The organism is Treponema sp. R8-4-B8 (assembly GCF_054786175.1).
Map to the genome: position 1 here is coordinate 66,152 of NZ_BDHE01000124.1, position 11,589 is coordinate 77,740.

General features: G+C 36.8%; 14 protein-coding genes. 13 read left to right on the forward strand and 1 reads right to left on the reverse strand.

From position 1 onward, the window contains the following. Window positions 1-127 precede the first annotated feature (127 nt). From ACYVRA_RS07050 to ACYVRA_RS07085, 8 genes are all read left to right on the forward strand, one after another. Window positions 128-1,237: a 4Fe-4S dicluster domain-containing protein gene (locus ACYVRA_RS07050; protein WP_461252039.1), complete on the forward strand. Its 1,110-nt coding sequence runs from the start codon at window positions 128-130 to the stop codon at window positions 1,235-1,237. Between the two features lie 108 nt (window positions 1,238-1,345). After that, window positions 1,346-2,200 (forward strand): hypothetical protein, encoded by an 855-nt coding sequence (locus ACYVRA_RS07055; protein WP_461252040.1) that lies wholly within the window; start codon window positions 1,346-1,348, stop codon window positions 2,198-2,200. A 17-nt stretch (window positions 2,201-2,217) separates the two neighbouring features. Further along, the gene (locus tag ACYVRA_RS07060; protein ID WP_461252041.1) at window positions 2,218-2,370 is read left to right on the forward strand and encodes a hypothetical protein; all 153 of its coding nucleotides are present in this window, start codon (window positions 2,218-2,220) and stop codon (window positions 2,368-2,370) included. A 172-nt stretch (window positions 2,371-2,542) separates the two neighbouring features. Next, on the forward strand, window positions 2,543-3,094 hold the full coding sequence (locus ACYVRA_RS07065) for an NUDIX domain-containing protein (protein ID WP_461252042.1): 552 nt from the start codon (window positions 2,543-2,545) through the stop codon (window positions 3,092-3,094). Between the two features lie 185 nt (window positions 3,095-3,279). Further along, window positions 3,280-4,014 (forward strand): CPBP family intramembrane glutamic endopeptidase, encoded by a 735-nt coding sequence (locus tag ACYVRA_RS07070; RefSeq protein WP_461252043.1) that lies wholly within the window; start codon window positions 3,280-3,282, stop codon window positions 4,012-4,014. A gap of 54 nt (window positions 4,015-4,068) precedes the next feature. Beyond that, window positions 4,069-5,244, forward strand: a complete 1,176-nt coding sequence (locus tag ACYVRA_RS07075; protein WP_461252044.1) for an MFS transporter — start codon at window positions 4,069-4,071, stop codon at window positions 5,242-5,244. A 112-nt stretch (window positions 5,245-5,356) separates the two neighbouring features. Beyond that, window positions 5,357-5,950 carry a TetR/AcrR family transcriptional regulator gene (locus ACYVRA_RS07080; protein ID WP_461252045.1) on the forward strand — a complete coding sequence of 198 codons (594 nt, stop codon included), beginning with the start codon at window positions 5,357-5,359 and terminating at the stop codon, window positions 5,948-5,950. A gap of 99 nt (window positions 5,951-6,049) precedes the next feature. Further along, window positions 6,050-7,819, forward strand: coding sequence for an HD-GYP domain-containing protein (locus tag ACYVRA_RS07085; RefSeq protein WP_461252046.1), 1,770 nt, complete (start codon window positions 6,050-6,052; stop codon window positions 7,817-7,819). On the opposite strand, the gene ACYVRA_RS07090 is transcribed toward ACYVRA_RS07085, so the two are convergent. Beyond that, entirely contained in the window at window positions 7,804-8,364 is a 561-nt protein-coding gene (locus ACYVRA_RS07090) for a hypothetical protein (RefSeq protein WP_461252047.1), read from the reverse strand. The genes ACYVRA_RS07085 and ACYVRA_RS07090 overlap by 16 nt on opposite strands. 265 nt (window positions 8,365-8,629) lie before the next feature. On the opposite strand from ACYVRA_RS07090, the gene rpsF reads away from it, so the two are divergent. The 5 genes from rpsF (at window position 8,630) to rplI (ending at window position 11,583) form a co-directional block, all read left to right on the forward strand. Further along, window positions 8,630-8,911 carry a 30S ribosomal protein S6 gene (gene rpsF, locus ACYVRA_RS07095; RefSeq protein WP_461252048.1) on the forward strand — a complete coding sequence of 94 codons (282 nt, stop codon included), beginning with the start codon at window positions 8,630-8,632 and terminating at the stop codon, window positions 8,909-8,911. Between the two features lie 8 nt (window positions 8,912-8,919). After that, window positions 8,920-9,366, forward strand: coding sequence for a single-stranded DNA-binding protein (gene ssb, locus ACYVRA_RS07100; protein ID WP_461252049.1), 447 nt, complete (start codon window positions 8,920-8,922; stop codon window positions 9,364-9,366). Window positions 9,367-9,393: 27 nt separating this feature from the next. Continuing rightward, window positions 9,394-9,720, forward strand: a complete 327-nt coding sequence (rpsR, locus tag ACYVRA_RS07105) for a 30S ribosomal protein S18 (protein ID WP_461252050.1) — start codon at window positions 9,394-9,396, stop codon at window positions 9,718-9,720. Window positions 9,721-9,723: 3 nt separating this feature from the next. Beyond that, window positions 9,724-10,794 (forward strand): YybS family protein, encoded by a 1,071-nt coding sequence (locus ACYVRA_RS07110; RefSeq protein WP_461252051.1) that lies wholly within the window; start codon window positions 9,724-9,726, stop codon window positions 10,792-10,794. Between the two features lie 174 nt (window positions 10,795-10,968). Next, entirely contained in the window at window positions 10,969-11,583 is a 615-nt protein-coding gene (gene rplI / locus ACYVRA_RS07115; RefSeq protein WP_461252052.1) for a 50S ribosomal protein L9, read from the forward strand. Window positions 11,584-11,589 lie beyond the last annotated feature (6 nt).

Sequence of the window (11,589 nt, forward strand, 5' to 3'; positions counted from 1 at the left end):
TAACTCAAGCTTATTTTATGGTAAGAAATGTTAAAAAATGTTAATTTTATATATTTTATTTATGATAAACTAATGTCCTATTCGTAATACGAGAACAGGAAACATGATTAAAACAAGGAGTTAAAACATGGAATATTCTGAACCAATAATAAATGCAAAAATGATTAAAAGAAATTTATATCTAAAAAATGCGCAAAAACAGGAGAAAAAGACGAATGGTAAGGGTTCTTGGAAGCCTTTAAAAAATTATTTAGGTAAAGTTGTCACTTTATCTTCTTCTGAGTTAATTGGTAAAGAATCGGGAATACCAAATTTTACCGCTGATATTTCAAAAGAGAATTTACTTGCCTCTATTAATAATGCAAATGTTACAGGAATGAGCGGTAATGGATTTCCCATTATTAAAAAAATAAATACTTTCCTTTCTTCTGTATCAGGCGAAAAGATATTATTAATAAATGCCGTTGAATGTGATCCCGCATTGTTACATGATGAGTGGTTATTAAAAAACAGAAATAAAGAGATTTCACATACGATTAATTTTTTAATAAAGATACTTAATTTAGATAAAGCGGTTTTAGCGGTAAAAAATAAATTTATCAAGTCTAATGACAAATTTTCAATAAAAATCGTTCCGCCAAGATACCCAATGGGGGAAGAACATTTTCTAATACGGCAAGCGCTCGGTATTTCGTTGGAAAACAATGAAATTCCAGCAGAACATGGAATATTGGTATTAAATGTTCAAAGTATTTATCAAATTGGTAAAATAGCAAATAAATGCTATGATGGCGGGCGTTTTATTACAATTGCCGATTTAACGAAAGCATCCGCAATGATCGTATATATATATCCTAACGATAATATAATGGAACTTCTAAAGAACGCTTTGGGTAAAACGAATAATAAATATTTTTATCGGGGTCATGGCGCGATGGAATGTGTCAAAGCGATAGAAACTGACATTTTTTCCAATGAAATTAATTTTGCCGCTTATGCGGATCAATTGGGATTAGATGATAAAAACAAATGTAGAAAATGCGGCGGTTGCGGCAGAAAATGTCCTGTTAAAATTAAAGTTTCTAAAATTGTTCAATCAATTGATAAAAATAAAACAATTGATTTTAATGTTTATAACCTTAAGCGGTGCATCAAATGCGGAAGCTGCACATATTTTTGCCCCGCATATAAAAATATTTCCGGATATATTAAAAAAATAAGAGACATACTCGTTTAAAAATTGCCGAAAATCAGGCCTAAGTTGCCGTTTTAAAGACTTAACTTTCATTGATAGGATGAATTTTTATGGGTATTTTTATTATAAGGATTATTTAAGGATAAAATTATGATAAAAACATTTTTTAAACTGCTTTTAGCAACAGTTTTGTTTTCGGTTTTATTTACGGTTGCAAATGCCCTTATGCCGTTTTCACAGGGATTCAAGGAATTAGGTTCTTCCGAGAACCCATTGGCGTTATTATTCCTTTTGATCAGTAGCGCATGGACTTGTTTTTCAATTTATTTTTTAATTAAACACACAGGCTATTATGGGAAAAAATTATTTTTAATTTTATTATTTGTATTTTTCTTTGTACAGTATTTTATGACACAAATAGAAACATTGTTTTTTGGTCATGCGTTTACCGCTCTCACAAAATATGACATTATTTTATTAATGCTTTCCGGCTTATTCCCATTATTGGGAGTAACAGCGTTATTGGTTAAGTTTTTTCAGAATAAGAATATCGTACAAGAAAGAGAAAAAATAAATATTAAAGATATAATAATTAAATTGGGCATTATTGGTATAATATATTTGTGTATATATATGATATTTGGGTATTTTGTAGCATGGCAATTTGAAGAACTGCGAATGTTTTATTCAGGTTCAAGTGAGAAGTTGGGTTTTTGGGGTCAAATGGCAAATAATATAAAATCAAATCCCGTAATAATTCCATTTCAAATAATACGTGGAATATTATTTGGCATGGCAATTATTCCCATAAAAAATATGCTAAGCAAAAATAAAATAGTTTTCAAAATAAGCGTATGCCTAATATATTTATGTACGGCGATTGTATTAATAATACCCAATGTTTTATTTCCCGATATGGTAAGGATCGCGCATTTAATCGAAATGAGCAGTTCCATGTTATTATTTGGAATAATAGTTGGGAATATATTATGGAGTAAGAAATAAATTAAGGAGTTTTAAAAATGAAAACGCAAGAAATAAAAAATAAGGCGCTGGAATTAGGCTACATAACGTGTGGGATAATCCCTTCCTCCTTATTTGAAGAATATTCTCAGTATTTGGATGAGCGAATTAAAACAAAATTGATTATAAAAATTAAAGACACCGGCATGTGATGAAATATTCTGATGATGAAAATTATTTACAGTTGTTTGTTAATAGTATCGATATGACAGAAATGTTAAGTTATGTCGCGAACAATGATTATGAAAAATTAGTCAATTTATTAGTTAAAGAAATTCATAAATTGGAAAATATTAATTGTATAAAATATATTAGGAAGATATTATGTTATTTAATGAAGAACTTTATAGGAACGACAAAAATTTACTTGATTTTAATAATAGTAAAATAATATTTCGAAATGCGGTTAGGGCAATTATATTAAAAGAAAATAGTGTTTTAATGGTATCTTTAGGAAAAACAAATGAATTTAAATTCCCTGGGGGAGGAATTGAGGAAAATGAAACAATTGAAGAAGCATTAAAAAGAGAAGTACTGGAAGAAGTTGGATGTAATGTTATTAAAATCATTAAAAAAATTGGAATAATAACTGAATATGGAATTGCAAAGGAAGGTAAGAATAATATATTTAAAATGATTTCTGAATATTATACTGTAAATATTGACAATAATCAAATTGATCAAAAACTTGATAATTATGAAAAAGAATTACTATTTAAACCTTGTTGGACAGAAATTAAAAAAGCATATAAAATAAATAAGGGAATAATTGATAGTAAATGTAATTCAACTCCGTGGATAAGAAGAGAAACAAGGGTACTGGAAATAATAAATGAAGATATTAAAATAAATGGTATACGGCACTATTGCACATAACAGGCCGGTAACTGCTTCGCCGCCTGTCCAGCGGCTCGGGCTACGAAAAACCGCAGTCAAGCTACGCACATTGTGCGGTTTTTATCCACCAAAGTTTTTTGCGCCAATACTAAAAAAGGCGTTTGAAATTAGGTTAAAATAAAATATTTCATTGTATGATAAAATGTATAAAAAAGGAGTAATTTATGAATAGAAAGTTGGTTTTTTTTGTTGTTTTTGTTTTTGTATTTGTGGCGGTATTGGCATTTGTTCAAATTGTTACAAACTTGAGTTTTGGGATAATTACCCTACCTCAATTTGCCCCAACATTGGCATATCTCTTGACCATATTGTTATTTAAGGATTTATATAAACCGATAATAATAAATCTCAATAAAATTGTATTAATAAAGGCATTTATCGCGATAATATTCCCGTTAGTATTATTTTCTTTGGCATATTTCATCGGAAAGCTATTGGGAATAGACGTAAAAATATCGGATAATCTGTTTTCAATATTAATTACAAGCATAATTGGCATTGTAATTGGAGGCATTGCGGAAGAAATTGGCTGGAGAAGTTTTTTCCAGCCGACATTGGAAAAGAAACATTCAGTATTTTATTCTTCATTAATAGTAGGTTCAATTTGGGGCGTTTGGCATATTGGGCATTTTCAAAACGGACCGATATTTATGCTTGGATTTTTAGTATTTACAATATCAGTATCAATAATAATGGTTTATCTGTTAAAAAACACAAAATACAATATTATCATATCATCATTATTCCATATATCAATAAATATCGGATTTGTAATATTTTTTACTGATGGATTTGGAAATATAAAATATTTTATAATAAATAGCATTGTATGGCTAATAACCGCAATAATCATAACAATATGCGGAAGAAAATATTATTTTATAAAACAAGCGCTGTAAAGCAAAAGAATTCGATTAAATTGCCGCTTGCGCGGCTTAAATATGGAGTAAAAAATGGTCTCAACCATACTTCTGATAATTATTTATCTTTCATTTATTAGTTTGGGTCTGCCGGATTCATTACTAGGGTCCGCGTGGCCTTCAATGTACGGCGGATTAAATGTTCCGCCGCATTATGCAGGATATGTTTCAATGATTATCGCGGGCGGAACGGTTATTTCCAGTATTTTCAGCGAAAGAATTATCAGGCGGCTTGGAACCGGCGTTGTAACCGCTTTTAGCGTTTTAATGACAGCCGTCGCCCTATTAGGTTTTTCCTTTTCTTCCGCTTTTTCGCTGTTATGCCTCTGGGCTATCCCTCTGGGATTAGGCGCCGGTTCAGTTGACGCGGCTTTGAATAATTATGTCGCGCTGCATTACAAAGCAAGACACATGAGCTGGCTTCATTGTTTCTGGGGCGTTGGAGCTTCGATGGGGCCGATTATTATGTCATTCTTCTTAATAAATAAAAATTCATGGAATATGGGGTATCGCTCAATTGGAATAATTCAATGCTGCCTTGTAGCGGTATTATTTATAACTATATCACTATGGGGAAAAAACAAACTTCAAAATAGTAATGAGAAAAATGAAACTGCTAAAGGAATAAATTTAAAAGAGCTGTTTAAAATTGCCGGAGTAAAACAAATCCTAATAGCGTTTTTTTGTTATTGCAGCCTTGAAACCACGACAGGATTATGGGGAAGCAGTTTTCTGGTTATGGAAAAAGGCGTGCCTCCCGAAATAGCCGCCCAATGGATTTCGTTATATTACATCGGCATAACTTCAGGACGCTTTATCTCAGGTTTTCTTACAATGAAATTAACTAACCGTCAAATGGTTCGTTTGGGGCAGGCTCTTATCGCCTGCGGCATTATCGCGCTAATGTTACCGATTGGCAGGATAATGCTATTGCCGGGATTTTTTATAATCGGGCTTGGATGCGCTCCCATATACCCAAGTCTTTTACACGAGACTCCAAGAAATTTTGGCAGTGAAAAATCGCAGGCGATAATGGGAATACAAATGGCAAGCGCGTATATCGGGACTACATTCATGCCTCCGTTATTCGGGCAAATAACGTCATTTTCCGGTTTTAATATTTTTCCGTTATTTATAGGCGGCATATTGATATTAAATATTATAATGGTAGAATTACTGAATAAAAGAGTCGATAAAGATAAAGCTTAGAAATTGCCACTGCCGCGCATAAGGGTATTTTTATGAAGAAATTTAGTATTAATTGGAAAATATATATTAATATATTGACAAAAAATGTTTTTTTTATTATTATTACTAAATCATGCCACGCGCGAAAGAAACAATTGATGATATGAATGAAACAGTCCGGCAAAAGATAAAAGCCGCCGCCTTGTCGTTGTTCGCAAGGAAAGGTTTATCGGTAACGGTTGATGAAATCGCGGAAAAAGCCGCCTTAAACAAAGAGCAGATTTCCGCCCATTATCCGTCCAAAGATGAGCTGATTGCCGAATTAATACAACAGGCCGTCGTTATTTCCGGTAAAAGTTTAAAAGAAATCGCGGGAAGGGACAGCAGCGCCGCCGTAAAAATAAAGCAAATAACCGCCATGATGTGTGAAATGTTATCAAACAACTATATCGGAATAGATTATTTTATGTTCATAATTCAAGTGAGTATGAGCGATTTTAAGATGCCGGATATGGGGCTGTTTACGGCGGATATGCCAAATCCGATTGAAAGCCTTACGCGGATAATTTCCCAAGGACAGGCGGAAGGTTCGGCTGTGACAGGCGACCCTATGCAGCTTGCGGTCGTTTATTGGGCGGCGATACAGGGGCTTTGCTGTTATGCTATAACAGGCATACCATTGTCTCCGGATCCTGAAATATTATCGCGAATTATATTGAAGGATTAGCCGTTACTATTTTGTGACGCCAAATTAATTATGCTGTTAAACAATGAACATATTTAAAAGCGTTTATATCTATCAATATAATTTAAAGGAGATACAAGTTTGATTTTTACCTTAATATATATCGTTATTTCCTTCCTTGTATTTTTTCTAGGCGTATTTCAAATTGTCGGTAAAAACAGGCGCAGCACTTTGAACTGGTACTTTTTTGCCATTTGTATCGTAATTGCAATTTCCGCTTTTAACAACAGCTTGCTGTATTTTAAAACTTTCTCAGAAGTACTTGATTTAGGTGAATCAAGTTTCATTATTAGCAACATAACCCTTATTTTAACCCCGGTAAAAATAATGATTGTTCCGTTTCTTTTTGCGTTTATAATGAATCTTTCAGGAATAAAATCAAAAAAAATAAAGATACTTCAACTTGTCTTGCTCTCCGCCAATACCCTGTCCATTATATCGATATTAATGATTTTTATTGTATTCACTGACGCGATGAGCATTGTATCTTCCTATTTGTTTAACACATTGATTGCTTTGATTGTTATTATTAGCTTATGCAGCCTTATATTTCTTCAATATAAATGGATAAAAATCGCTTCGATGAAACGTGATCGCGTACAGGCAAAAGCGATATCAATAACTTTCCTAATCACGCTTATCTCTCTTATTGTTCTTTTGATAATACCCGACTCAATTATGGTAGGATTCATACCCTATATCAGTTTAATGGTGCTAATATTTATTTGCAATCATTATGCAAACCAGTATAACAGTTTTAGCTTTAATATCTCCAACCTTGCCGCTTATGTTTATACTGCCGTAAAATTGCCCGTGCTTATTCTTGATGATACGGGTAATATAATGCTCTGCAATACGGCGTCGGAAAGTTTTTTTAAGAAAAATGCCGAACAGCTTACAAAGTTAAAATTGTTCGGTCTGTTTAACTTTATGGAAAATTCCTTATCAGAAGCCTCATTCTCATTGCACCGCCGGAAAAAAGACGCGTCTGTTTTTAACTGCGACGCCGTTTGCAATGTTGAGGGACAGAAATGCCAAATCTCGTTAAATTATGTTTATGATAAATTTGACGAAATGATCTGTACTGTCGTGATAGTAACAGACATCACTGAAAAAGAGGATTTAATACGCCAGCTTAATGAATCTCACGCGAAAATTGAGCGCTTTAACAAAGAGTTGCAGTCGGAAGTTGACAGGCAGACTGAAAGCATACGCAATCTTCAAAAAGCGATTGTCTATTCGATGAGCGATTTGATAGAAAAAAAAGACGGCTACACGGGAGTGCACACAAGGCGCGTAAGCGAATATGTCGCAATTTTACTGCGTGAATTGGCGAGGAGAGGCTATCAATTTACTGAATCGGAAATTCAAAGGATAGCGGAATCTTCCCTTTTGCATGATATGGGAAAAATCGCCATACCGGACAGCATCCTTCTTAAAAACGGAAAATTAAACGATGATGAGTTTGACGTTATGAAAAGCCACAGTACGACAGGGGCGGATTCTTTGCAAAAATCAATGCAGTTTGCGAAAGACGATGACTTTTTAAAAAACGCGTTTATAATGGCAAAACATCATCACGAAAAATGGAACGGCGGCGGTTATCCCGACGGTAAAAAAGAAGATGAGATACCTCTTCTCGCGCGCGTAATCGCCATTGCCGACGTGTACGACGCGCTGCGTTCTGAGCGCTCATATAAAAAGCCGTTTAGCCGCGAGAAGGCAAAACAAATTATACTGGAAGAAAACGGGCGGCAATTTGACCCGGAACTGGTTGACGCTTTTCTGGCGGTAGAACCCGAGTTTGACGAGTTCTGCAAATCCGCCCAAACCGCTCATTTTGATTTATGAACCCCTATTAACAGCGACAGTCTTTGATCAAAATTGCCTATTTGCATGGGCTTCACAATAAACCTAATATATTCATTAAGCATAGGATCGAATTTAAACCCGCTGTAAATCCTCCTGTTCTTCATCGCCTTGCACATCTCCTTTACGAAATGGTTAAAATCCTCATCAATCTCAAATATATTTTTGCCTATCCTATCGGGTTTTAAATCCGCGAGAATCGTTCCATCTTCCGAATAAACCGCCATAAGGGCTATATCATCATTATCTTTTAAAGTATTCTCCAATACCCGCTGTATCACGTTAGTAACCGCTAAACATCTGAAATCTTCCGCCGTTTCACAGTTGCTGTTATTTGTAAAAGATGTCAAAATTTTTACCGGTTTCTTGTCAATTTGGCTTGCTTCCCGCTGTGATAAATCATAATTATTGTCTCCGCATGCCCCGCAAACCGCAAAATGCGCCATCAAAAATGATACGGTAATTATTACTATAGCCGCGGCTATAATTGCAAGTATCAAAATTTTTAAGTTTAAATAAACTCTCATATTTCACTCCTTATCCATAAAACTTTTTAATGTTTTATGTTCTTATATCTTAAAAATAGGAAAATAATTCACTGAAAATACTGTTTAATAAAAAGAAATATAAATCGCAAAATACACCCCTTTTGTTCAATTTTTTTCTTAAACAATACCAAAAAACCCCTTGTCTTTAATTGCCCTTTTTGCTATTCTGAACTAAGGCTTAAACCTCATTTTAAGCTATCCCTCTTTTCCGGTATTGCCGGACATAAGGCCATAAGGAGGAACTATGCGCCGATATGAATTGACGGTTATCTTCCCTCTGGAAGAAGACCAGAACAGGGCGGGACGGGAACAGTTGCTTTCCGATCTTGCCGCCAACGGAGTCGAAGTCGAGAAAACCGATGAAATCGGAGATCGCGACCTCGCCTATGAAGTTAAAAAAAGAAAACGCGGAAAATACGTCCTTTTTACGATTAAATCCGACCCCGCTAAAATCACCGTTCTTGACCGTATTTTTAAACTTAACGCCAATCTTCTAAAATTCCTGTTTGTAAGGAATGAGGAATAGGAGAGTTTATGGCTGATATTAATCATGTAGTTTTAATTGGGCGGCTTACAAGAGACGCGGAATTAAAATATACCGCGGGAGGGCAGGCGGTTTGCAAATTTTCCATTGCCGTAAACCGAAGAAAAAAGAACGGCGATCAATGGGAAGATGAGGCGAACTTTTTTGATATTGTATTGTGGGGCAAACAGGGCGAATCTTTGCAATCGTATCTTGTTAAAGGAAAGATGGTGGGCGTTGACGGGGAACTCCGTCAGGATCGCTGGCAGCAGGACGGGCAGAACAGGTCTAAGGTTGAGATAATAGCCAATTATATCCAGCTTTTAGGCGGTGGAGGAACCGGCGGAGGAGAGCGACAGAACCACAATAATTCATCAGGCGGCAATTCGCATGATACGCAAAATTACGCTTCTTCTTCGGGCAAAGACGACGGTTTTACGGACGATATACCTTTTTAAATTTTATTCCATATAAGGAGATTTTTTATGTCAGATGATAAATATTTTGATAACGAACAACATTCCCGCCACGACAGGGGAATGGATATGCAGATGGACGACCGCGACAATGACGATAGAGGACGCGGCGGCAAAGGGCAGAAAGTTTTTTTCAAGAAAAAGGTTTGCAAATTCTGCGCTCAAAAAATGAAGATAGACTACAAGGAGGCCGATACTCTTCGCAGGTTTATTACTGAAAGGGGGAAAATTCTCCCCCGCCGGATTACGGGAACCTGCGCGAAACATCAGCGCGCCTTAGCCCTTGCCATTAAACAGGCAAGAAGCATCGCCCTTCTTCCTTATGTAGCCGAATAAACTATGCTTGACGAAGAAGAAGAAGCTTCCCCCCAGGAAGCAGCTTCCCCTCAGGGAACAGTTTCCACGCAAGAAACAGTCTCCATGCGGGAAACAGACAGCCCCTCCGCCGCCGCGCAGGAGAGGCTTCCCGGTATTCATAAATATTTTCCACTTATTACGCTGCTTGTTTGCACGGCTCTTAGCATAATATTTTTAAAAACCGGCCTTCTTTCGCTGTTTTTTCTTGTGCCGATTGGATATGTAATAATAATATCAGGCTCATTTATGCCGATATTTATAACAGCGGCGGTTGCGAATATCATTCTGATTATTATTCAGTCTTTTTCCATGCCTGATATTAGCAATACGCCGGTGGAAGTGTTGTACTTAACAACAGTTTTATTTGGGTTTACATGGATAATGGGCGGAAAGTTTATGCGGACGGCATACAGGTTTGTAATAGCATCGTCAGTATGCGCGGTGATTTTTCTTATTTTTATTAACAGCCCCGCTTCCAGCTTTTTTGAAATGTTTTCTAAAACGGTGGAAGAATTTTTCGGCGGCGGCGCCGATTCCGAGGTCCATGTAAAGAATTTATTGTTTTCGCAAACCTTTACGCCCGCGCGTTTAATGGAACTTGCAAAAATGTTTCTTCTAAGGGGCGGCGCGTTAATAAGCATGTTTTTCCTGTTTTTTGTGAACCGTCAAGTGGCAATCAGTATTGTTTCGATGGTTAAAAAGCAAAAAATTGATCGCGGATTAACGTCGTTTTCCGCGCCCGCAAACGCAATTTGGGTGTTATCCGGCGCTTTGGCGACTATCGTATTAAGCGGTATTTTTAAAATGGAAATATTGGCTACTTTAGCATGGAACGTATTTTCAGTTTGCGGGATAATTTTTCTGGCTCAGGGCGCCGCGATACTGATGTATTGGATGTCGTTTAAGTCAAATGGTTTCCGGTTAATAATTAACGTATTAATTATTGTTGTATTATTCAGCCCGTTAAATTCATTCGCCATAGCGGCGTTGGTTTTATTGGGAATAATAGATAATTGGCGCCCTTTTCGAATCGCGAAAAGTACTTTCCGCTGAGCGAAAAGTTCTTTCCGTTGAGCGGAAAGCGCCCAATAGCCCCTACTCCGGGGCAAACAGCCGCTTTTTTGCGGCTGACATTAATTTAAAACTCCGTAAAATTTTTCGGAGTGTCCTACCGCAATATGCGGTACTGCGGCGCAGTATCGCGACGCGAATGGAAAGGAGCTTGGAATGAAGGTTATTTTAAACAAGGATCTCGCGACTCTTGGCGAGGAGGGAGACGTAAAAGAAGTGGCGAAAGGCTATGCGCGTAATTATCTTTTCCCAAGGGGAATCGCGCTGCCTTACACGCCCAGAATGATTAAATTAATCGAAAGCCGCAGGGCGGAAATAGACGCGCGTAAAGAGCAAAAACGCATGGACGCAAGGGGATTAAAAGAAAAACTTGATTCGTTTGAACTTTCCCTTACAATGCCGGCGGGGGCAAACGGCAAACTCTACGGCGCGGTTACAAATCAGACTATCGCGGACGAGCTTGCTAAGAACGGGTTCCAGATTGAGAGAAAACGCATTGAAATTGCCGGCAACGGATTTAAAAATGTCGGCAAATACAAAGCGGTAATCAAGCTTTATGAAAACCAGTCTGCGGAAATTACAATTACAATTATCGCGCAGGAAATAAAGACTGAAAGCTCCGCTTCCAAACCGGCTCCGAAGCGCCACAGAAAAGACCATCATGAAGCCGAAGCGCATGAAACTCCCGCTGAGGAAACTTCCACGGCTACTGCCACGGCTGCTGCCGAGACCGCTGCTACTGAAGAAAAAGCGGAAACCAAAGCCGAATAGCCATGT

Coding starts and splice junctions, on each gene's coding strand:
- ACYVRA_RS07090 (WP_461252047.1), bottom strand. CDS start 8,364: ATGAGAGTTTATTTAAACTTAAAAATTTTGATACTTGCAATTATAGCC.
- rpsF (WP_461252048.1), top strand. CDS start 8,630: ATGCGCCGATATGAATTGACGGTTATCTTCCCTCTGGAAGAAGACCAG.
- ACYVRA_RS07075 (WP_461252044.1), top strand. CDS start 4,069: ATGGTCTCAACCATACTTCTGATAATTATTTATCTTTCATTTATTAGT.
- ACYVRA_RS07065 (WP_461252042.1), top strand. CDS start 2,543: ATGTTATTTAATGAAGAACTTTATAGGAACGACAAAAATTTACTTGAT.
- ACYVRA_RS07070 (WP_461252043.1), top strand. CDS start 3,280: ATGAATAGAAAGTTGGTTTTTTTTGTTGTTTTTGTTTTTGTATTTGTG.
- ACYVRA_RS07050 (WP_461252039.1), top strand. CDS start 128: ATGGAATATTCTGAACCAATAATAAATGCAAAAATGATTAAAAGAAAT.
- rplI (WP_461252052.1), top strand. CDS start 10,969: ATGAAGGTTATTTTAAACAAGGATCTCGCGACTCTTGGCGAGGAGGGA.
- ssb (WP_461252049.1), top strand. CDS start 8,920: ATGGCTGATATTAATCATGTAGTTTTAATTGGGCGGCTTACAAGAGAC.
- ACYVRA_RS07080 (WP_461252045.1), top strand. CDS start 5,357: ATGCCACGCGCGAAAGAAACAATTGATGATATGAATGAAACAGTCCGG.
- ACYVRA_RS07060 (WP_461252041.1), top strand. CDS start 2,218: ATGAAAACGCAAGAAATAAAAAATAAGGCGCTGGAATTAGGCTACATA.
- ACYVRA_RS07110 (WP_461252051.1), top strand. CDS start 9,724: ATGCTTGACGAAGAAGAAGAAGCTTCCCCCCAGGAAGCAGCTTCCCCT.
- ACYVRA_RS07055 (WP_461252040.1), top strand. CDS start 1,346: ATGATAAAAACATTTTTTAAACTGCTTTTAGCAACAGTTTTGTTTTCG.
- rpsR (WP_461252050.1), top strand. CDS start 9,394: ATGTCAGATGATAAATATTTTGATAACGAACAACATTCCCGCCACGAC.